Source organism: Saccharopolyspora elongata (assembly GCF_004348985.1).
Lineage (GTDB): Bacteria > Actinomycetota > Actinomycetes > Mycobacteriales > Pseudonocardiaceae > Saccharopolyspora > Saccharopolyspora elongata.
This window is the reverse complement of record NZ_SMKW01000003.1, coordinates 164181-186551: the sequence shown is the minus strand read 5'-3', so window position 1 is coordinate 186551 and position 22371 is coordinate 164181. Positions and strand designations below refer to the sequence as shown.

Sequence of the window (22371 nt, the reverse complement as noted above, 5' to 3'; positions counted from 1 at the left end):
TCGTCGGGAGCGGCGGTGTACTCGGCGGCGAGTGAACGCTCCCTTGCGCGGCACCCGCCGGATGAAGCCCTCGGCCTGCAACCGGAGCAGGGCCTCCCGGACGGGGGTGCGCGAGATGCCGGACGCCTCCGCGACCTGCGCCTCGGTCAGGAACATCTCCTCGTCCCGGGGCAGCGTGATGATGGTGTTCTTGAGCCACTCGTAGGCCAGCTCGGGTGCCGTGGCCGCGGTGGTTCTCGTCGTGCTCATGAGATTTCCTCCGCCAGGTTCAGCGAACGCGCCGCCGGTTCTCCCTGCGCCGGCTCGGCCGCGCCGATCTCTGCCAGGTCGACCGACCGGGTTTCGGTGGCGATCAGCGACGCGCCGAGCGAGATGGCGCCCATCACCGCCAGGTAGGCGGCGATGGCGTAGCCGGTGCCGAACGCCGAGTGGAGGGCGATCGCGATGATCGGCGCCAGGGAACCGGCCAGGACCGACGCGAGGTTGCAGGCCAGCGAGACGCCCGAGTACCGGACCTCGGTCGGGAAGAGCTCCGAGAAGAAGGCGCCGATGACCGCGCTGTAGGCGCTGAAGATCAGCAGCCCGCCGACGACGGCGACGATGACGGCAGCTGGATTCCTGGTGTCCAGCAAGGCGAAGAAGGCGAACGCCCAGCCGATGGTGGCGATCGACGCTCCGATGTAGACGGGGCGGCGGCCGATGCGGTCGGCGAGGATCGCGAACAGCGGGATCGCCGGCAGCGCGACGACCATGCCCACCATCACGGCGTTGAGCCCGGTCGAGCGGTCCATCCCCTGGATCTGCGTGACTTGACGTCCTCCCCGCCTTGAAGGGCGGGGATTCCTTGATGTCATGGTTGCGGTGACATCAAGGCTGGTTCACGCGACCGGCTACCCGTTGTGGGATTGCCTTGCCCCGTTGCGGGACTGCGCGTGCTCTGTACTCCCTCGCGACCGCCCGCGCGGAAGCCCGCCTCACGCCGCATGGCGTGTTTCCGTCCGGCGGTGCAAAGTGCCCGATCGAGGATGGTGTGTGCGGCATTGCGGTCGGCGTGTTCGGTGTGCCCACAGTGTGTGCAGGCGAACAGCCGGCCACAGCCGGGCCGTGACTCGGGATCGATCGGTTGAGCCCAGCCTTCTGCTTGACGCCTCGGCCTGGTTGCTCGACGGTGCCGCGTGCCGAACGGACCATGTTGGACACCTTCAAATCCTCCACCGCGATCATGCCGTGGTTTTTGGCGAGATCATCGGTGAGTTTGTGGTTCCAGTCCGCCCGCCTGCGGGCCTGTCGCGCCTTCACCGCGCTGATCTGCGCGATGGTCTTGCGGAGCCTGTTGGAGTACCTTCCTCCGTTGTGTTTCTTCGCGAACGCCAGTTGCCGGGCCTTGCGTTGCTCCAAACCCTTGAGACGCTGGCGTTCTCCCGCGGTGAGAGTGTCGGGTCGCTGGCGTTCAGTGGTTTCGGCGGAGACGAACACCGAGCATGCGATGCCCACATCCACACCCGCTGCTGGCCCGGTGTTGATCGGCTGCTCGTCTGGTTCTTCAGCGTAGACGCCGAACGCAACATGCCACCCGAGCCCGTCCCGGCTCACCGTGGCACTGCGAACGGTTCCGCCCAGCGCACGGGACCAGCGGATCCGGACCCATCCGAGCTTGGGGAGCTTCACTTGCCCAACTCGGTGGGACACCCGACGCACCTGCACTCTGGCCAGGGAAGGTGATTCCTTGCCGATGTCCCTTGCGTTTGAACCGGGGGAAACCCGCAGGGTGGTTCGGGTTCCAGAAATTGTCGTATGCCGCGTCAAGCTGGCGAAGGATCTGCTGAGCACACTGCGCGGGCAGATCTTTCAACCAGACGTGTTCTTTGCGCGCATCGGTGAGGTCGGTGCACTGCTCGACCGCCCGCACTGTCAGCCGACGCTGATAGGCCCAGACACGTTGGGCTAGCGCGATGTTCCACACAGCCCGGCACGTGTGCGACCACGCGGTGAGCCGTTCCGCCTGCACCATGCTGGGGTACAAGCGGAACTTCACCGCCGTGTTCGCCTTCATCGGAGATCATCCTAGAGTGCCACGCTGACAGTCCTGACCGGAACGTACCGGTCTCAAGGCCGGTGGCGGTGCGTCCCTCCGCGCTAAAGGACAAGTAGAAGCCGTCGCGCTCCCTGGACGAACGCCAGCAGATCCTCACGATCCTCCAGCGACTCGTCCAGCCCCCGGCCGACCAGTAGCCGGGGCTCAGGCCCCGACCCGGCCGGCCGCCTCGCCCCCGATCATCCCGGCCATCGCGAGGATGGCGACCAGCGGCTCCAGCACCCGGACCGGCTCGAACCCGCGCGCGAACCGCTCCTCTCCCGGCGCGGCCTCGCTGCCGCTGGCCGACACGAAGTGCAAGGTGCACCGGTCGAAGACACTGAACGGCGCGAGCGCGGCGTGGTCGCCGCGGCCGTGCAAGAACGCGAAGGCCGAACTGCTCTCCACGTGCAGCAGCACGGGATCGACCGACGCGAGGGCTGCGTTGCGGTGCCGCAGCCAGTGGTCGATCGGCGGGAGGTAGCGCAGCCGGTCCGCCTTGGTCGCGACGATCGCCGTGGGCAGCCGCTCGAACTCCGGGATCGCCCGGAGCCGGGCCAGCGACATCTCGAACGCCTGGTCGCCGACGCGCTCGGGCACGGGTTCCAGCCCGTGCACGAAGATCAGGGCGCCGGTGCCGATCAGGAACCGCGCGAGCCGGGAATCGCCGACCGCCTGCAGGTCCTCGCCCGCCACGTCGAAGAGCACCAGCGGCCGGCTGCCTCCCGGCCCGCTGATCAGCAGGATCTCCGCCGGATCGGTCAGGCCCTCCGGCGTGCCCGGCAGCCGCTCGCCGCGTTCGGCCGCCGCCAGGACCTGCTTCCGGTAGCGGTCGTGGCGGTGCAGGTCCAGTGCGGTCGCCGTCAGCCCGTAGGGCGTCAGGCCGCCGCGGTCGACCACCTCCCGCAGCATCGCGGCGAGCAGGTGCGTCTTCCCCGCCGATGGGCGGCCGATCAGCGCCACGACCAGCGGCGGACCGTGGTCGAAGTACGTCGCGGGCAGGAAGTGCTCGGCGACGTCGTCGGACGGGTTCGGGCAGCGGCGGTAGGCGCTGAGGCTGCGGAAGTGCCGCTTCTGCGGGTCGAGCGAGGACGAGTCGTCCTTGACGAACCCGTCGTCCTCGTGGCGCCACAGCTCGTCGTCGGGCAGCGGCGGCGGATAGGAGTCGAGGCACACCGGGCAGCGGACGAGCACCGGTTGGTCGTCCACTTCGGACTTCGAGGCGCGCCGCCAGGGCAGCCAGGATCGTGCCGGGACGTTCTGCGACGCCTGCGCCGCGATCCGTTCCCGCTTGCGCCGCAACAGGTTCTTGTACGCCTCGACGCCCGGGACCAGGGCGCTGCCGGGCGCGAGGACCGGGACGTCCGTCTGCTCGCCGAGCCTGGTCAGCAGGTCCGCCGGCGTCGGGCGGAAGTCCGGCGGGTTGACGAAAACCCCGTCGAGCAGCGTGCTCAGCGCGCCGCCGTCCACAGAGAGGTCCGGGGCCCCGCGCCCGGTGTGCGGGTGCACGGTGCGCCAGAGCGCCAGCCCGGCGTCCCAGACGTCGTCGCGGACGTCGATGGGCCGGTCGTCGGCCGACCGGCGCTGCTCGCCGATCCCGGCGGCGTGCTCGAAGTCGACGAGTTGCACCGTCCTGGTCGCGGAATCCCACCGGAGCGCGCCGAGATCCACCCGCCCGTGGGCGATCCCGGCCACCGCGGCGAGGTGCAGCGCGCGCAGCAGGCCGGCCTGCAGCCGGTAGCGGTGCTGCGGCGCGAGCTCGGGCAACAGCCCCTCGACGGGCTCGCCGCGGTAGGGCTCGACGAGGACGAACGGCTCGGCGCCGTCCACGTCGTAGTACCACAGCCTCGGCAGCTCGGGCGGGTAGCTGTCGCGCGGGAACGTCAGGGCGAAGCGGTGCAGCGCCCGGATCTCGCGGTCCAGCGGGCCGAGCAAGCCCGGATAGCCGGAATCGTTGCGGGGCAACCACTTCTGCAGCAGCTGCGGACCGCCGTCCACGGACACCACGCGGGTGGGCAGGCCGCCGCCGGAGACGCCGGCATCGCCGACGACCGTCAGCCGGAGGGTGCGCGGCGTGCCGTCGACGGCGCGGCACCTGACCTCCGTCGTCACTGGAACACCCCCTCTCGGAGCGGGACGAGCCGCAGGGTGCCCGCGATCTCGGCGTCCCCGGTCCAGGTGACGGCAGGCCACGGATCCCCGTGCCTGCCAACGCGAACCGCCGCGGGCGCGAACCGGACGAGCTCCGCGCGATCGGCCAGCGCGCTGACCGCGCCGAGCTGCCGGGCGTGGCACAGCTGCGTCATCTCGGCGTCGACGTCGCAGCGGAGCGCGTCGCCGACCGGCGAGCCATCCCACAGCCGGGCGGCGAGTTCCGCGCGATGGGCGCGTTCGCGGGCGAAGGGCGGCGGCACGAGCAACCCGTACCGCCCCAAGTGTTCGCGGTAGGCGTCGAGCAGCCGCTCGGCCTCCCGCGCGTGTTCCTCGCGCGCCGCGGGCCGATCGGTCTCGATCCCGGCCCAGCACGGGCGGAGCGCGGCGATCGTCAGGTCGACCAGGTCGGTGACGACGACCTCGCACGCCTCCTGGTGGATGTCGCGGTCCGGCGGGCCGTCCGAACCGTTCTCGCCGGGCTTCCCGGGCGGACCGAGCAGGTCGGCCGCGCGCTCGGCGAGCGCGTCCCGGACCGCGGTCAGGCCGATCGAGACCTGGCGCAGCCCTTCGGCGAACAGCACGCGCCGGGCCGAAGGCCGCCACTCGGCCCGGATCACGCCGTCCACCAGCTGCGCGGTCCGGGCCAGCCGGTCCCGGACGCCGTCGAAGTCGAGCTCGCGCCGCCACTGCCGCACCGATCGCCGCCAGCCGACCCCCATCGTCCAGGCCGACAGCAACACCGAGAGCACTGCCGCGACCAGACCGAAGACGGCCGGGATTCCCGTGCCCGCAACGAGGAAGACCAGCAGCCAGCCACCGAACACCGGCAACCCCCAGAACAACGCGGCGGGCGGCGCGGCTTCGGCGAAGCCCTGCTCGCCGGTGGCGGTCGGTTGCCGCGCCTGCAGCAACAGACCGGCGGCGAACCAGGCCAGGGCCAGCAGCGGGACGAAGAACGCGGCTACGACGCCCAGCGCGGAGGTCCCCAGCGCCGCCAGGCCACCGGCCACCGCGGCCAGCGGCGCCGCCAGCGAAAGCGATGGCCACGTCGCGAGGCGCGGCACGGGACCGGCGAGCGGCGCGAGGGCCGCCAGCTCGGCGATGGCCGCCGCGCAACCCTGCGGTTCCTGGCCGACCCGCCCGGCGTCGAGGTCCGGCAGCAGGCACGCCACCGACCGGTACCGCCCGAGCCATTCCTCGACGAGCCGCCGCGTGCGGTCGCGGATGTCGCGCGGTCGCGCCGGAACCGGGCCGCGTACCCCGAGCCGCGTGACGACGTCCCGGTCGACGCGTTGTCCCCGCAGGTTCTCGTCGATGCGCTGCAACTGCTGGGTCGCCTTGTCGTGGAAGTCCTGCACCTCCGCCCGCGCCTCGGCGAGGGCCGGCCCGACGACCGGTCTCGGGCGCCGCTTCGGCAACGGAGCGAGGAAGTGGTCGACGCGGGTCAGCGCGTGGTCGGCCGCGTTGAGCGCCGTGACCGCGCGGGCATGCGCACCGGCCAGCTCGGCGCCGGGAACCAGGACGTCCTCGGCGGCATCGACCTCGATGGTTTCGCGCACCGCGGCGCGGAATTCGTCGCGCGGCAGCTCCCGGGAACCGACCCGGCCCGCGTCCGGATCGGTGAACCAGGCGATGGCCTCCTCCTGCGCCCGGCGCAGCTCGGCGTCGTGCAGGCTGGTCCGCTCCAGGGCCATGCCCGCGCTGGCCGTGCTGTAGGGCAGCGTGCTGACGGCCTTCACGACGGCGGCGAAGACCGCCGGGTCGGCGAGGGCGTCGATCAGCTGTCCCAGGCCGGAATGCCCGGTTCGGGCGACCGCGCGCACGAGGGGATCCGCCGGTCGCCACCGGATCCCCTCGGCGTGGCCGATCCAGACGGTCGCCGCGCGCTCGACGGGAGCCAGCGACGGCGCGGGCCGGATGCGCACCGCGCCGTCGGAGTTCCCGCCGTCGACGGCGACGCAGAGCACGCCCGAAACCGCCGGATTCCCGAGCAGCGCCTGGTAGAAGTCGTCGTGGTCGGCGGCGTTCTCCGCGTCGTCGAGCACCAGCACCGCGCCTTCGGCCTGCTCCGCGTCGCACTCGCCGTCGCGCAGGTCGACGACGAGGACGGGGTCGTCGCGGCGGGCGGTCACCGGTCGCCCGCCGGGGACTGGTAGTCGAAGTACTCGGTCATGTCCCGCAGGTTCGCGAACGGCGCCTGCACGCCGCGGAACGGCAGTCCCATCGCGGCGGGCAGGGTCCGCGTCCAGAACTCCTCGATCAGGTCGAGCTGCTCGCCCGCGCCGATCCCGGGCCGGTTGCGGATCTCGTCGAGCAGTTGCGCCTCCTTCTCCGGAAGTTGTTGGAACGCGGCGAAAAGCGGCGACGGCGGTGCGGGGTCGCGGTCCACGTTGCGCGGCTTGGTCGCGATCAGCTCTGCGGCGAGGGCGCGCTTGTTGCCGTTGTCGTTGCCGAGCACCCACTCCTCGTAGGCCTGCAGCAGGCTCCCCCACGACGAGAGCTCCCGGAACGGCGTCAGCTCCAGGGTCAGCGGCGTGGCGGCGGCGTTCCCGGGGTGGATCCGGATCCGCTGCGGGCTGCGGCCCTGACCGGGCGGGTCCACCTCCACGTTGCCGTTCCACATCGCGTTGAGGAAGCTCTGCAGGATCAGCGCGCGGTCGGCCGGGGTGGAGATCAGGTAGCCCGGGGCCCTGCCGAGGCGCTGCCTCCAGGCCAACCGGTCGTCGGGCCGCTCGTACCGCCGGGCCTCGGCCGCGAGCTGGATAGCCGCGCGCACCTCGGGCACCTCTGTGATGCCCATGCAGCTGCGGAAGAAGAAGACGACCAGCGAATCGGATTCGTTCGGCCGGAACTCGATCGACGGCGTGTGCACGGACTTCAGCAACTGGTTCTTCAGGAACGTCTCCACATCGCTGTCGGGTGCGCTGCCGGGGTAGGAGATGAGCACCTTCAGGTCGCCCTCCCCCGGCGGCGCGTACCCGCCGGGCACCAGCCCGGCCAGCTCCTTGCGGAAGTGCGCGACGGCTTCGTCGTCGACGGCCCGGTCGGCCCGGCCGACCGTCGCCATCAGCAGGTCGCGGATCGACGGGACGAGGGATCGTTCCCCGCCGCCGGGCCGGAAGCACTCCGAGACGGCGCCGCGAATCCGTTGGCGCACCAGGTGGACCGCCGCGTCGGGCCGCTCCCGGCCGACGCGGAAGGCGCCGGACCAGCCGTCCTCGCCGAGGATCAGCCCGACGACGTCGGCCGCCGTCGCGTTCGCGTCGAGCCGGTCGCGGAAGCGGTACTTCAGCGCGGCGTGAACCCGGGCGTAGAAGCCCTCCAGCCCGCCTTCGTCCGGAGGCTTCAGGTAGGACACCCCGAGCCGGGGCGCGTCGAGCTGCGCTGCGCGGTCGGAGAACTGCCGGTCGGCCGCGGCGATGTGGTCCGCGAACTCGTCGGTGATGGCGGCGAGCTGATCGCAGAACGAGCGCCAGCGCGGCTCCCAGACCCGCTCGTTCTTGCGCCACGCATCGTGCCACTGCTGCCGGACCCGCAACCGGTACCAGGCGTCCTGGTCCTCGACCGCCTCCTGGACGGTCGAGTCCATCCAGTGCAGCTTCCGCAGGCCGCGCCGCCGCTGCACGCTCTCGGGCTGCGGCGGGTGCAGTTCGAACTCACCCGGCGCCCGCCGGGATTCCTTGCGGTCGTTGAGGACCTTCTCGAAACCGCCCCGGTCCAGCTTCTCGGGGTAGCCCGGATCGCCGCGCATGACGCGCCGCAGCCGGAACGGGTCGACCGTGCGCGACAGCTCCTCCGCGGCCTTGATCGGGTCGAAGTCCCGGGCCACCCGGCCGAGGTGCGGGCCGAGCAGGCGCTCGTTCCGCTCCAGGCTCTCCTGCATGGTCCGCGCCCGGGCGTTCAGCGCCTGGATGATCGAGTCGTAGCCGACCGGGACGTCCTCGACGTCGGCGAAGGGCTCCAGCGGCGCGCAGGTGAGGAAGCCCTCCAGCCCGGCGGCGACGTCGAAGCGCTCGATGAGGTCGCGGTTGTGCACCCCGGCCCCGGTGGGCGGCTTCCGCATCTCCCGCACCGCCTCGGCGAGCAGCCGGGAGCTGACCACGTCCGCCAGCACCGCGAGCGGGATGTTCAGCGAGGCGACCGCCGATGTCGACACGCCGCGCCGCCCGATGCCGGTCTGGTCGAACGCCGAGCGGCCGACCGTGTCGTTGATGAAGCGGTCGGCGAAGGACTGATCGCCTTCCGATCCGGCGCCGATCAAGGTGGTGACCAGCGAGACCATCGACCGGACCAGGTCCTCGCCGCTCACCCCGTCCTTCGGGCGGCCGAACAGGAAAGCGGTCTGCACGGTGGCGGGCTGCAGGCTGATCGGGCGGGACTCGCCCGGGTACCAGACCGACAGCGGGCCACGGTCCTGCGCGCCTCTGAGGTCGTCCCCGGCCCCCTGCGCGTTCTGGTCGTCGACCAGGCGGAACAGGTCGACGAGCGCGGTGGCCGAGTTGAGCACGGCGGCGCGACCGCCGCCCATGCCCTCGTTGAAGGCGGACGGCATCAGCACCAAGGGGTAGACCCTGGCCTCGGTCCCCGCCTGCCGCAGGTGCTCGCCGATCAGGTGCAGGTAGTCGTAGAAGATGCCGCTGCCGGTGCCGCCGGCCACCGAGAAGGCGACGAACACGTCGACCTTGTTGGTCATCTTCCCGCCCAGCTCGTGCAGCACCGCGCCAGATGCCTTGATCCGCTGCATCGCCGCGGTCACGCCGTGCAGTACGGCGGCGGGTCCGTGGCCCTGGCGCATCGTCTCGAACAACACGGCCCGGCCGACCGTCGGCAGCTGGCCGGCGCCCGCGCTCAGCGGCGCCACCCGGGGGTCGGTGTCCGGTCCGGGCAGCCAGTCGATCCGCCCGTCCAGGGTGATCCGCATGGCCTGGGCGAGTTGCGCGCTGTTGTGGTGGTTCGGCGGCACGAGGTTCGCGATGAGGTGCGTGGTGTGCTGCGCGGCGGCGTGGTGGTCGGAGCTGGGCACCACGTTCGGCAGCACCTTGCTCAGCTCGTCGATGCTGAGGTCCGCGTAGGCGAACTGAAGGCAGGACGGCAGCTGGTAGGGCAGGTAGTCGTGCCCGCGCATGCGCGCGACGAGCTCGGTGCCGTCTGGGCCGCAGAGCGCCTCGCGAAGCACCCGCTCCAGCTCGCGGCCGACGCGGCATCCGGTGCCCCCGAGGCCGAGGAACAGCATCGGCTGGTGGATCTTCATGGTGAGGTCCTCACTTCAGAGGTCGTATGGGTCGTAGGACCGCTTCGGTCTCGCCGGAGTTCCACTGTGGACGGGCTTGCCCCGGGCAGGTTTCGCCCTGCGGCGCCGGGCAGGCCGGTCGTGGACGACCAGTTCCACGCCGTCGGCCAGTTCGAGCGAGCCACCCGGGGAGAGGCCGAGCGGTTGCCCCGCCGGGCCGGTCAGCACCGGCCTGCCCGCGGCCCGCCGCACCCGGTAGCGATCCCCGCCGGAACCGCCGGTGATGCGGGTGTCGGCGGCGCTTTCGCCGCGGTGGACGCCGAAGCGGAACTCCGTCCCGTGCTGGTGCGCCTTGACCGAGTTGCCGGTGGGCTGCCCGTGGCGGCGCAGCTCGACCCGGATGCCGCGGACGTCGCGCTCGGCGTTGCGCCGCCGCCTCCGCAGCAGGGTCGCCCCGACCGCCGCGACGACCGCGGCGAGGAGCAGGATCCAAAGCCACCAAAGGGTTTCCACTAGCGTCGGCGGTGCCACCACTTCGCGCTCGAACACCGGCTCGCGCAGCACCTCGCCGGTGGCCTCGTCCACCAGCCGGATGCGGCCCTGGTTCGAGCCCAGCGCCGTCGCCGGGTCGAAGGTGAGGGTGAAGCCCAGCCGCTGCGAGCCCGCCGCCGGCGGCACCACCAGCTTCTCCGGCGAGGCCCGCACCAGCGCGCCCTGGCTGAGGTCGGTCACCTCGAACCGGAGCGTCCGGGGCCGACCGGTCGCGTTGTTGACGTCGACGCTGCCGTTCAGCGAGGTTCCGGCGACGACTTCGCCGCCCGCGCCATCGAGGTTCAGCACGGTCTGCACTCCTCCCGATCCGGACGAGACCCGGGTGGGCATGATCTGGTGGTCACCGCTCACGCCGACCCCGGTGATGTCGGCGGCGAAGTCGAGCCGCCCCTTCGCGGTCGCGGGCACGACGATCCGGCCCCGGTATTCGCCGTCACCGTCCTCATCGGACAGTTCGACCGGCGGGATCGGCGCGAACCCGTCGCCGCTGAGTCCGGCGGTCAACGTCAGGCCCGTCAACTGCGCCGGGTCCTTGATCGCGGTCCTGGCGCCGCGCACCTGCATGAAGAACTCCACCGTCGACCCCGGGGCTGGGTTCTGCGGCGTGAAGTACGGCATCGCGCGGACCGCGCCCTGGAACACCGTCGTGGCGCCGACTTCCTGCGGCGGCACGCCCGGCGGCGAGGTCAGCCGCACGGTCCAGCGACCCGGGACCGGGTAGCGGATCCGCAACGCCTCGGCCTCGGTGTCCTGGCCGCTCAGCTCGAAGTAGGAGCCGCCGGGGTCCCCGGTGGCCGCCAGTTCGACCTTCGCGCCGTTCGGGTCGAGGTAGTCGACCCGGACCCGCCGGTCGCGCTTGAACACCAGGATGGTGCCTTCGCTGGCGATCGCCGGGACTTCCACCGGCAGGTCCACGGTCCCGCCGGAAGGCAGCTGCCCGGGGACCGGCTCCCCGACGCTCGTGCAGCGGGCCGCGCTGGACGCCCGCCCGATGGCGCCCCACAGGTCCGCGGATTCCTTGATCACCGTCGCGTGCGGCTTCTCGGTGCGCAGCCCGCAGCTGTGCTCCGCGGCCCCGGTGGCGAACCGGTCGAGCTGTGCGGGGTCGGCCTGGCCGAACCCCAGCGGCCACACGCTGACCCCGGCCTGCTTCAGCGAGTCCAGCACGCCGCGCAGCCGGAACCGCGCCTCGGCGTTGCGCTCGTCGTCGGTGGTGCCGTAGCCGGGGCTGTCGGTCACGTCCAGCACACCATCGGTCAACAGGTAAACGATCTTGGGCTGGTCTTCCCCACCCGGCGCGCTGAGGCTGCTCAGCGCCTGGCGCAGGGCCTCGACGTGGTCGGTGCCGTTGCCCTCGGCCGGGGTGCGCCGGTGGATCCCGCCGACGCATTCGGCGAGGGACTGCCGGTTCTGCGGCGAATCCGTCTTCGTCGGCGCGCAGATCGGGTCGACCGCCGACCGGCCGATCTCGTTCGCGCTGCCGAAGCCGAACACCGACACGGTGGAGTCCCGGGCGGGCTCGCCCTGGACGATCACCCGCGCGGCGTCGCGCTCGGCCGCGACGTCCTGCTCGGTCAGGCTCCCGGACTGGTCGACCAGCAGCACGATCTGCACCGGCTTCAGCGCGGGCGGCGCGTCCTGCGCCGACGCGGGCGGCATCGCGGTCAGCGGCATCGCGCCGGCCAGCAGCGCCGCTGCCCCGGCGATCCACCGCCCGGTTGCCGATCGCAATTCACGCATCCTTTCTCCCGAGGTGTCGAAGGACCGCGTCCCACCAGCGGGAAAGCGGCTCGTGCCAAACCTTCTGCGGGCCGACATCTCCGTAGAGCGTCCAAACCGCCCAGCGCGCCGGATGCCCGCTAGGGCCCGCGTGGTGCTTTTCGTGTTCCTCTTGCAGTGCACGAAAAAGCGCTATGTCGCGCGGGTGGCGGCGGAGGTTCTTCTCGAAGCTGTTCAGCACCCGGGCTGCCACATCGTCGAGCGCGTCCCATCGCGCGGCCACCACGGAGGACGCTCCGGCCAGGAACGCGGCGCGGACGAATCCGGTGCGCTCGTCGCGCCCGATGCGCTCGGCCATCCCGGACTCGCACGCGCCCAGCATCAGCGTGCCGGTGCCAACCAGGTTCATGGCCTGGAACTCGCGGGCGCTCAGCTCGCCGGATTCGCCCTCGGGCGCCAGGAGGAGGATCGAATCCCGGGCGGAATCCGGCTGGAACAGGCCGTGACCGTCGATGCGGACCTGGCGGTACCCGCCGGAGGCCAGCGCCTCGCGCAGGGCCGCCGGGGTCGCCGCGGCCCGGTCCAGCACCTTGCGGCCGGGCACCTCCTCGGCCGGTTCGAGCGCCTGCTCATCGACGGTGTCGGGGTCTGCCGCATTCGGTTGCACCAAAAGCATCTGACGGCCTCGCGTGCCGCGCTGGCCGCGAGCACGCCGACGCAGCGGCCGCCTGATGGACAGGCACGGAAGGTCGGACAGCGCGTACTCGCCGCCGAGCAGCTTCTCCGGCTCCCCGGGGCAGGGCAGCAGCGCGAACGGGACCTCCGCGAGATCACCACCGGCGACCACCGCGATCCGCTCAATGTGCTCGGGCAACTTTCCGAGCCGGCCGATCCCGAGCAGCCCCTCGACGGCGTTCAACTTCTCGTCGAAGATCGACCGCGCGGCCTTCCCGGGCGTGCGCAGCCGCCCCTCGAGCCGGACGCCGTAGCGCCAGCAGTCCTTCAGCTCGTCGATCGCGTTCGCGAGGCCGATCTTGGTCCTGCCGGGTTCTCCCGAGACCAACGTGTGCCGCACGTGCAACCCGAACGGCCCGCTGCGCCAGATGAACGCGTGGTGGACCCCGTCCGGGGTGGCGTGCAGCATCCAGATCAGCTGCTTGCGAGGAAGCCCGCGCACCGCCCGGCGGATCCAGCGCCACGCCCCGGCCAAGTCGCCGGTGCCGGGCAGGTCGCGCACCGGAGGCTCCTCGCCGGGCAGGATCCGGGGCAGGATCGCCGAACCCCTGGCGGCCTCCATCGCGATGACCGCCGCGGCCACCGCGTACTCCTCGCCGCGCTCGATCGCGCGGTCCGCCGCCTCGACCCGCTTGTCGAACTCCGTCGGGTTCGCCAGCAGCATCCGGATCCGGTTCTCGTCGTCCTCCTGCTTCGCCGCCAGCCCTTCCTCCAGCCCGTGCGCCTCGGCCCAGGCTGCCGCCGACCCCGCCAGGTGCTCCTCCCGGTGGGCGGCGTCCAGCTCGCGGAGCAGGTCGTGGGCGTCGCCCGTGCGCCGCAGCGCGCTGATCCGGTCGACCACCGGCGCATCCTGCGTCTCGGCGCTCTCCTGGAAGTGGCGGACCGCCTGCGCGGCGGTGGCCGGATCGTGGTCGAGCTTGGCGGTCGCGAATGCGATTTCGCCCGCGGCGAGGTGCCATTCGGCGACGTGCCACCCGGCGGGCTCGGGCGGCGCCTGCTCGGTGAGCAGCAACTGCTCCGCCTCGTCGAGCCGCTGCTTCGCCTCGACGCGCCGTTCGGCTTCGCCGGTTTCGGCGAGCCGCCAGGCGGTTTCGGCATAAGCCCGGGCGGCTTGCAGCAGATGTCCGCCCATTCCGATCACGCTGTAGCTGTCGGCGTCCGGATCGAGCCGTTGCGCGGCGCGCCGGTTCTCCTCCGGCTGCGCGGATTGCTTCGCCGCCTCGTAGAGATCCTTCATCAGCTCGGCGTCCACGGGAGCGTGCAGCAGGCGCAGCAGTCGGATCTCGGCGAAGAGAAAGGGAAACCGCAGCGCCGGATCCGGCAGCGCGTCGAGCGCCGGATCCAGTTCCGCGAGCGCCTTCTCGTACCACCCGCCTATTCGCAGCGCTTCCGAGCGAACCAACCTGGCCTGCGGCGAATCGTCGTCGCCGCGCACGGGTTCCGAAACTGCGCCGCGTTGCAGTTCGACCGCGCTGATGTCGAGCTCCACTGCGGCCACGGCTGCTTCGTCGCCCAGTTCCGCGAACGCCGCGCGAGCCTCACCGAGGTGGCCCAGCGCTCTGCCGGTGTCCTGTCGCTGCGCGGCGGCAAGGCCCCGAAGTCGGTGCAGCTGGGCTTCGCCCGCGCCCCGCATCGGCTGCTTGGCAGCGATCCGCGCGATCTCGTCGACCTCGGCGCCGATCCACGAGTCGTCGCCCAGCACCAGTCGCGTCTCGGCGCACAGCAACCGAAGTTGGAGGTTTTCCCAATCGCGGCCCAGGTATTCCTCGCAGCGCTCCAACGCGGTCGTGCCGTCGCCGAGGATGCGCAGCCGGCTCACGTGCTGCATGGCGAGCGTGGTCGTCAACTCCGCCGATTCCTCGGCGGCGAGCCGGACCGCCTCCCGGTACGCCAGATCCATCGCCCGCGCATCGCGCCTTGCGAACGCCTTCCGCGCCGCTTCGGTCTCCCGGGCCAACGGCGTGCCGTGGTCCACTACGAACTTCCGCGGTCCGGTCATGAGGCGCATTCCTCCGGAATCTTCGGCGGAATCCCGTCGTCCGGCCGGCACTGCGTGACGAACACGACCTGGAAAGCGGGCCTGATGAAAACCGGGGACCGACCGAACGGCCCGGATCCCCAGGCACCGCCGGCACCGGGCGGCAGGCCGAACACGATGTCCTGGTCGGGGTCGGGCGGAGCGCTGACGGAGCCCATGCCGAGCAACGACCAGGCCCGCTCATCCTCGGGGAACGGAACCAAGCCCGCTCGCACGGCGGCGTCCGCCTGCGCGAAGGGCACCGCGATCGGCTGCGCGATCTGAACGCTCACCAGATCATCGGGCTCGATCGCCCGGATCTGGTGCGTCGGCCGGTCGGTCGCGACGTAGACGGTCGCGGTGTCGGGCACCTGCCGCTGCAGCTCGCCGTACGTCATGATGAACGAATCCGGCACGGCCGCCAGCCGCGGCAGGTCGACGCCGGAAAGCTGCGCGGGCCGGTCGACGCCGAGGTAGGAGTGGCCGGGCAACTCCACGACGAAACCCGACGGCGGCGGCTCGGTGGTCTTGGTGACCCAGCCCTCGCCGAAGCGGTACCCGGTCCCGCCCGGCTCGGGGTAGCTGTAGAGGAAATCGGGCGCGTTCCGCAGCCCGTGTTCCGGGTCCTGGCGATCGCGCTCGACCAGCTCCCGGAACCGGCCGAGCAGACCTGGGCTCACGACGACGTCGGTCTGCCGCACCCGGCCGGCCTCCGGGTGCAGCACGGCCGCCGTGCCGAACGGCTGCCCCTGCACCTCGACGCCGGTGGACGTGCCGTGCTCGTTGGACCGGTACCCGACCTCGAAGCTGCGCGGGCCGTCCTCGCCCCGCAACCGCGCCTCGCCGAACGGGATCTCCCGGCGGGGCGGGCCTTCGGTCGCCACCGACGCACCGTCCGGACCGCGCCGGACGATCCGCGTCAGCCCCTCCGGCGACCCTTCGTCGCCGAGCTGCCTGATCCGGGCGGTTCCGGTGGCCGGGTCGACGTTGGTGGCGGCCGGGTCGATCGGCTCGGCCCGCCGCAACCCGGGCGGCAGCGGGTTGTCGGCAGGCATCCCACGCCGCTTCAGGGCTCCGCCGAGCGAGACCCCACCGTACACATTGGACAATCCGCAGTCGGTGAACGCGGCCGACGGAACGGTCAGCACCGACTCCGGCCGGCCGGGCAGCGACACGGAGGCGGGTCGGGCGCGCTCGCGCAGGTCGCCGTTCTGCTCGTGCCAGTCCGCGAACCGCAGGTCGGAGCGGATCTCGTTGTCCGGCATCCCCGGCAGGTCGTTCCCGCGCTGGGAAAGCCAGTCGAGCGCCCCGGACCAGCGCATCAGTTCTTCGAGTCGCCAGAACTCGGGCTCGTAGTCGGCGACGTCCGCGTAGTGCCGATCCCACCAGGCCGACGCGCGACCCATGCGGTAGGTGGGTTCGACCTCCCGCCCGTCCGGCCCGTTCGACCGCACGAACAGCCGGGTCGCCTGCGCGCCGACGTCGACGGCCTCCGTCCGGTAGCCGAACGCGCCGTCGGCCTGCCCCAGCCACAACCGGGCGGATTCCCGCGGCGGCGAACGCTCCCCCGCCGGCGGGCAAAGCCCGGGCGGGGTAGGCACTTCCGGGTTCGGCACGAACCCGGGAACCGCCCCGGAGGGCACCCCGGTGCCCACGCCGGCCACCCAGTCCTTCATCACCAGGTCGGAGTAGAAGGCCGTCATGCCCACCTCGGTGCCGGCGATTCCCCCGTCGTAGCGGGCCTCGTTGACGGCCGGGATCCCGCGCAGCACCTTGTACAGCGCCCAAAGCTGGGTCCGGTCCGCGGGCAGGCCCCGCGCGCGCAACTCATCGGCGGACGGACCGCCGCCGAACAGGTGCTCTTCGGCAAGCCGGGCGAGCTCAGGATCCAGGTTCCCACCGGCGACCTGACCGACCAGCTCGGTCGCCAGCTCGGGAATCGCGGCATGGATCTCGTCGACGCCCGAAATCCCCTTGGGATCCAAGGAGAATCCCGGCCCCGCTCCGTTCTCCGGTCGATAGGCGCGCTGGAGCACGGATACGTCCTCCAGGCTGACAGCGCCATCTGGCAGGTCCGGCCAGTCCCACCCGGCCGCCCAGACCTGGCCGCCCCGCACCTCCAGCCGCGAGAGGTGGTTGGTGTCGGCCAGGAAGTCCTCCAAGCCCGCCCGCTGGTCGACCGGCGCCTCGCGGTATCCGTTGGCCGCGCGGAACTCCCCGGTGGGGATCTTGGCCTGGGCGCGCAGCTCGACCTTCTGGTTCTCCGTGCGAATCCGGTACTCGTGCACCTGCACGTCGACCGGATCGGAACCCGCGTCGACGCGGTGCTGGTCGAGGAGGCGGCCCAGGGTTCGGGCCGCGTGCGGATCGTCCGCCGGGGCGAGCAGGTGCAGCGTCCGGCCGTCGAACAGCGAGCGGCCCGGGCCCACGGGCTGCTCGACGAGCCCGTCGAACAACGGATCCCGCAGCGGCGTCGTGTCGTGCATGGCATCGACGATGCGGTCCTGGTCCATGCCCAGCGACGACGCCAGCGCGAGCCTGACCCAATCGCGGATCTGTTCATCGGCCTCGGCCGGATCGAGCCCGGCCAGCCAGGGCGCGGACTTCGAGTACGAGACGAGGTGGACGCCCTCCTCGGTCGTACCTCCCGATCCCGCCGAGGAGCAGGCGTCGGTCACCAGCAGCGTGAGCACCATCAGCCACCCGGTGGCGGCGGTGCGCCACCGTCGGCGGGTCGGTTCGGTCATGGCTGCCTTCCGTGATCCGCGGTCCGCAACGGCCTGTGATCGTGCACTGACGGACGGGGAGGGGTCCCCGGCGTCGCGTCGCAAGATGGGCGCCGTTCGGGGGCGCGGCCGCCGCGGTCGAAGCGCCGCCCGTTCCGGTCGTCCGTCAGGGGTTGTCGTCAGAGCCACCACGCATGGCGTCTCTCCTTCCCGGTCCGGTCCGGCACGGTCCGCGGGGCGGCCGGGTTCGGCCTCCCGGGCCGGACAACCGGATGGCGAGCCGTCGCGGCGCGGCGGACACACAGCGAGCACGGAGGAAGCTCATGAGCGTCGTCACCTGGGACGGTCACCTGCGGATCGACCACGTCCCGGAGCGCGGCACGGTCGCCGTGACGCTGCTGACCACCGAGCCCACCTCGGAGGTGGAATTGCGCAGCGGACTCGTCGCCGGGTTCGCGACCTCCGACCCGGAAGGGCCGCCGACGTTCGTCTCGGTCGCGTTGCGGGACGACGGAATTCCGGACGACGTGGCGGAATTGCTGGGGCCGCGCGTGTCGGCGGCGGTCGCCGACGCGGTCGCCACGGGCGGTCGCGGCGGCTGGCTCGAACTCGACCTCGGCGAGGTGGACGGCCTCGCCGAGTCCTGGGCGCCGTACCGGGCGGCGGCGCTGAGCTCGGCGATCCCGGCGCCCCGGGGCACGTTGGGCGCCTGGGCGGGCGAGCTGTGGACGCGGCTCGACCTGGCGGGCTGGGCCGACGCCCTGCGCGGCCCGGAACTGCAGTTCAGATCCGGGAGAACCGGCGGCGAACGCGAGCCGGTCCAGTCGACCTGGCGGTTGCCCGACGAGCTCGCCGCCGCCGTCGGCGTGGATCCCGAGGTCACGTGGGAGATTCGACCGCGCGCTGGGGGTGCGGTCGAAATCGACCTGGGCGTTCGTCCCGCCGGCGGCGGGACGAACGCCGTGCTCCAGGCGAGCCTGGACGACGGCTCGCAGCAGTGGCAGACGTTCGAGCCGGACCCGTCCGGCGTCCTGCGCGCCCGGCTCGTCGTGCCCGGCGATCCGGTGGGCGTGCGGTTCCGCTCCGAGAGCCGGAGGTCGGCATGATTTCCCGCGACGAGCTGGTGGCGGCCGCCATCGAGGTGCTCAGCACGATCTACGCGAGCGACCTGCACACCCTGGCCGACAAGTTCGGTTCGCAGTCGGCGCTGCTCAACGCGGCCGTCGACCGGGCCTGGAAAGTGGCCGGGAAGCTGGCGAAAACCCCTGCTCCGGTCAACTCGGACGAGTGCGGCGTGCTCGTCGCGTCGTGCCTGACGTGGGGCCGCTGGCATTCCGGCGTGCACGGCAGCACCGGCAACGCGGTGGCGAAGTTCCGCCGCTACCGCAGGTTTCCCGCTCTGCCCTACGACATCCTGGTCCGGGTGGGCCGGGCCGACTCCGACGACGACCGCACCATCGCGCTGCTGGCCCGCACCGTGCGCGTCCGGCGGCTGATGGCCGACGTCCGCCCGGTCGGCGAACCGGAGCTGCTGCTCAACGTGGTCGTGCCGGCGATCGTCGAGGCGCTCGTGGAAACCCCCGGGCAGCAGGAGGTTCCCGACACCGACGCGGTGGGCGTCGTCCTCGACGTGCTGGAGCACGGGGCCCGGCTCAAGGCCGAATACCGGGCGGCGGGGCTACCGACCCCGAGCGCGGGAAACACGCTCCCGGTCAACGGGAACGCCGACTTCCTGATCCTCCTCGCCGCCTACCGGGTCGCCATCGCGGCGCGCCGGGGCCTGCTCGGCGCCGACCCGCTCGGCGAGTTGGCGAAAGCGGTGCCCGAGCTGGCGAGCATCCTGAACAGGGCGATGACGCGGCCCGCGGGTTCCGCGACGCGACGCGGGCCCGACGAAGCCGATGCGATGGTGGCGATCGACCAGTTCGCGGTGCACCTCGGCAGCGCCGGACCCGGCGGCCGCGCGGCGGTCAAGCGCGTCGGCGCCGTGCACCGCGTGCTGAACCACCGGCTCCGCCTCGACGAGAACTCCGACCAGGTGCCGGTCGACGACCTCGACCAGCGGCCGTCGCCCGGCGGGCGGGATCACGGCGACCGGCTCTCCGACGTCGAGCAGCTGGCCGCGTGGTTCATCGCGAACCTGTTCGCGGGCGCGGAACCGGCCGCCCGGGACCCGCTGCTGGCGTGGCTGCGCAGCAAGCACGACGAATACCCGAAGACCGGGAGCCTGCCGGTGCTCGTGCGCAGGCTGCGAGTCGCGACCGACCGGCTCACCCGCATGGCGCAGGAGGAACCCGACGAGCTCGCGACCGCAAGACCGCCCTGGCCGCAGGGGATCTCCCCGGCCCAGTTCAAGGACCTGACGGCAGAACTGGCCGCAGCCGCCGACCCGTCCGCCGTCGACGGCTGCACCCTGCCCGGCGTCCACCGGTTCGCGCTGGCCGCCTTCCCTCCACTGTGGTCGGATCGGCCGCGCGTCGTCAAAGCGCTCACCGGCAAGCTGGTGGCGGAGCTGACCCCGGGCGACAAGGAGGAGAGCACCGCCAAGGCCCGTGCCAAGGCCGCGATCATCGTCGGGCACGGGACACGGGCCCCGATGCAGTTCGTGGAGCGATCCACGCGGCCCCAGAACGAACCGTGCTGCCCGGGCACCGGCCGGAATGGCTCGCCCAGAGAACCCGTTGCGGCGGACGAGATCTGCCCGCACCGGCCGTGGGGCGAGACCGGCCTGGTGGAGAACTACCGCTCGCTTGGCGCAGCTGCGGACATCGCGCCGGACGCGGCACGGCGGCAGCTGGAGCGCTACCAAGGCCCCTGGGCCGAGCTGCTGCTCCGGTAATCGCCCTGCCGGACAACGGCTTTCAGATCCTGCCTGGAAGTGGTTGTGTTCTTTGTTTTTGAAGCGCCGAAGGCGCTTAGCCCACCTACGCAACTCGCACCGCCGCGGGTTCTCAGACGTCGTCTGGCGAGGACAGCCCCGATGCCGCGTATTGGTCATACATAAGTCGGGGATCCCGGAGTCCAGGCGGCGTCTGAGGTTCCGCCACCCGCACCGCCACGCAGAACGAGCCTGGAAACAGCCTCTGAATTCAGCCGATGGCGTCGATCCTGTGTCGGAGGTCGGCCAACAGCTCGTAGTGGCTGTAGCTGGCCACGTCGCCGCCGGTGACCCGCCGCACCCAGCCCTCGGCCACCGCGAGCAACCGCCCGGCCCGCTCTGCTTCGCCCGCCTCCGCCACCCCGGTCTCGACGGCCGCGAGCAGCGCGGGCACGGCGAGCAGGCAGAAGTGCGCCGCGGGTTCGGTCGCGCGGGCCAGCAGATCGGCGGTCTCCCGGTCGTCGAGCGCCTGGCGGATCCAGCCGTACCCGCGCTCGGCCCAACCGGCGGCCTTCTCGTGCTGCCCGGCTTCGGCGGCGCGCCTGCTCAGGGTCGTCGTCGCCCGGGTCGCGACCTGCAGCGACTGCCGCAGCGGCAGGAAGCTCTGCGTCCGCTTCCAGTACAGCTCGCGGGCGGGGATGACGGTGTCGGCGAACAGCTCGACGGCCGCGAGCAGATCGCTCTCGTCGTCGGGGTGGGACGCCAGGTAGGACGCGTAGTTGTGCAGGTGGTGCCCGACGGCCAGCCGGGAGTCCGGGTCGCCGGACCAGTCGCGGGTGATCTGCAGGATGCGCCGGTAGGCGGTCCAGGTGCGGCGCAGCCAGTCGTCGAGTTCCGCGGGCGCCGGCAGCTTCGCGTCGGGGTCGGCGGCGTTGGTCCGCCGCACGACGTTGATCTCGACGTTGGCCGACGAGATCGCCTCGGCCGCGGCGCCACGATCCACGACGCCTTCCTCGGCGAGCTCGATGCACCGCTCGACCTGAGCCATCAACTCCTCGACCGCGCCGCCCAGTTCGTTGCGCCGGTCGTGGCGCATCGTGTGCACGGTCATGTCGGCCGCGCGGCAGCGCGCGAGGACCGCCAGCGGATCGCCGGCCCCCAGGCACTCGGTCGCGAGCGCCGCCACCTCCGCGAGCAGCGGCACGATCGCCGCCCTGGTCCGCTCCCGCTCCTCGGCGTCGAACTGCACCCGCCGCAGCACGGTGAGCAGCCCGATCAGCACCGCCCGCCGCGCGAGCACCGGGAGCCCGGCCAGCTCGGCCGTCGCGGGGATGCGCGGCAGCACTCCCGGCCCGCTGCCCGGGGCGAGCAGGTGTCCGACCTGTTCCACGTAGCGGTCGACCTGCTCGGTGGGCGGCACGAGCGCCTCCACGACGAGCTGGCCGGGACAGCGTTCGCTCAGCCAAAGGTGGCTGGAACTGCGCCGCGTTCCGATGGCCATGAGCTCGCGCAACAGCCGGTCCACCACCTCGCCGGGCACGTCCGCACCGAGCAGCCGCGCGGTGCGGTCGGCCAGTTCGAGGTCGCGGGGCCGCGACGAGGTGCCCGCGCCGCCGTCGACGTGCGGCCCGCCGACCTCGCAGCGGGTGAGCGGCAGCTCGGCGGAACCGCCGGCGAGCGGCAGGAACCAGTCGACGAGCAGCTCGCGCTGGATGGTGCGGGCCCGGATCGCCGCGGCGACCAGGGCCGGTTGCGTCCGGAAGGCTTCGAGGACCAGCGCGGCCCACGCGGCGAGGCGCGATCGGGCCGGCAGCTCCGATCCGTCGGCGGCGACGAGCAGTCCCATCCCGGACTCGACCGCGCGGACGACCGGGTCCAGCAGCCGGTTCGTCGCGGTGAGCACGACCGCCGCCTTCGTGTCGGGCCCGAAGCGGTTCAGCGTGGCGTTCGGGATCTCGTTCGGCAGCGACCCGCCCGGGCCGGTCACGGCGACGCGGTCGACGATGGCCCACGAACCGGGTTCTGCCGCCGAGGCCGCGGCCGCGCGGCTGCGGGCCCGCAGCGGGGCTCCGCGCGCGATCTCCGACAACGTGATCTTGTTGTAGTCGGAGACCCAGGTCCGGGGGCCGAACGGGCCGTTCTCCCACGGCACGCCGAACAGCGGCGCGAGCTTGCGCGCGAGTCTCGCCGGGACGATCTCGGACCTCGCCTCCGGGATATCCGGCACCTCGGCGGGCAGCAGGCCCATTCACCCCTCCTCGACTCACGCGACATCCGCATCGTATGTCGCCCCATTTTAATCGAAAAAACCCGTTACGAGACTTTTTATGTTCTCGTAAAATTACG

The 22371-nt window shown here is 72.2% G+C and carries 12 protein-coding genes and 1 pseudogene; 3 read left to right on the top strand and 10 right to left on the bottom strand.

The genetic code is table 11. The features are described from left to right. Positions 1-45: 45 nt before the first annotated feature. From E1288_RS50275 to E1288_RS47860, 3 genes and pseudogenes are all read right to left on the bottom strand, one after another. A pseudogene (locus E1288_RS50275) lies at positions 46-249 on the bottom strand (GntR family transcriptional regulator); the annotation flags it as partial. Then, positions 246-791 carry an MFS transporter gene (locus E1288_RS03870; protein ID WP_235883319.1) on the bottom strand — a complete coding sequence of 182 codons (546 nt, stop codon included), beginning with the start codon at positions 789-791 and terminating at the stop codon, positions 246-248. The gene E1288_RS03870 and the pseudogene E1288_RS50275, both read right to left, overlap by 4 nt. Before the next feature lie 76 nt (positions 792-867). Further along, positions 868-1668, bottom strand: a complete 801-nt coding sequence (locus tag E1288_RS47860; protein ID WP_235883318.1) for an RNA-guided endonuclease InsQ/TnpB family protein — start codon at positions 1666-1668, stop codon at positions 868-870. 64 nt (positions 1669-1732) lie between these two features. Between E1288_RS47860 and E1288_RS48550 the strand changes: the two genes are divergently transcribed. Continuing rightward, positions 1733-1948 carry a hypothetical protein gene (locus E1288_RS48550; protein WP_235883317.1) on the top strand — a complete coding sequence of 72 codons (216 nt, stop codon included), beginning with the start codon at positions 1733-1735 and terminating at the stop codon, positions 1946-1948. A gap of 291 nt (positions 1949-2239) precedes the next feature. Here the strand turns inward: E1288_RS48550 and E1288_RS03860 are convergent, their stop codons facing one another. The 6 genes from E1288_RS03860 to E1288_RS03835 are packed head-to-tail and all read right to left on the bottom strand — an operon-like array spanning position 2240 to position 17228. Further along, the gene (locus E1288_RS03860; RefSeq protein WP_132480789.1) at positions 2240-4186 is read right to left on the bottom strand and encodes a hypothetical protein; all 1947 of its coding nucleotides are present in this window, start codon (positions 4184-4186) and stop codon (positions 2240-2242) included. After that, on the bottom strand, positions 4183-6360 hold the full coding sequence (locus E1288_RS03855) for a hypothetical protein (protein WP_132480786.1): 2178 nt from the start codon (positions 6358-6360) through the stop codon (positions 4183-4185). The genes E1288_RS03860 and E1288_RS03855 overlap by 4 nt, the downstream gene beginning before the upstream one ends. Then, the gene (locus tag E1288_RS03850; RefSeq protein WP_132480783.1) at positions 6357-9479 is read right to left on the bottom strand and encodes a tubulin-like doman-containing protein; all 3123 of its coding nucleotides are present in this window, start codon (positions 9477-9479) and stop codon (positions 6357-6359) included. Before E1288_RS03850 ends, E1288_RS03855 begins: the two co-directional genes overlap by 4 nt. A gap of 15 nt (positions 9480-9494) precedes the next feature. Beyond that, positions 9495-11750, bottom strand: coding sequence for a vWA domain-containing protein (locus E1288_RS03845; protein ID WP_165967976.1), 2256 nt, complete (start codon positions 11748-11750; stop codon positions 9495-9497). Next, entirely contained in the window at positions 11743-14463 is a 2721-nt protein-coding gene (locus E1288_RS03840; RefSeq protein ID WP_165967975.1) for a CHAT domain-containing protein, read from the bottom strand. The genes E1288_RS03845 and E1288_RS03840 overlap by 8 nt, the downstream gene beginning before the upstream one ends. Next, positions 14460-17228, bottom strand: a complete 2769-nt coding sequence (locus E1288_RS03835; protein ID WP_132480774.1) for an acyl carrier protein — start codon at positions 17226-17228, stop codon at positions 14460-14462. Before E1288_RS03835 ends, E1288_RS03840 begins: the two co-directional genes overlap by 4 nt. A 302-nt stretch (positions 17229-17530) precedes the next feature. Here E1288_RS03835 and E1288_RS03830 point away from each other — a divergent pair, with 302 nt between their 5' ends. Then, positions 17531-18313 carry a hypothetical protein gene (locus E1288_RS03830; protein ID WP_132480771.1) on the top strand — a complete coding sequence of 261 codons (783 nt, stop codon included), beginning with the start codon at positions 17531-17533 and terminating at the stop codon, positions 18311-18313. Further along, positions 18310-20046, top strand: coding sequence for a hypothetical protein (locus E1288_RS03825; protein ID WP_132480768.1), 1737 nt, complete (start codon positions 18310-18312; stop codon positions 20044-20046). The genes E1288_RS03830 and E1288_RS03825 overlap by 4 nt, the downstream gene beginning before the upstream one ends. Before the next feature lie 250 nt (positions 20047-20296). Here E1288_RS03825 and E1288_RS03820 read toward each other — a convergent pair whose 3' ends face one another. Further along, on the bottom strand, positions 20297-22273 hold the full coding sequence (locus E1288_RS03820) for a hypothetical protein (RefSeq protein WP_132480765.1): 1977 nt from the start codon (positions 22271-22273) through the stop codon (positions 20297-20299). Between the last annotated feature and the right edge of the window lie 98 nt (positions 22274-22371).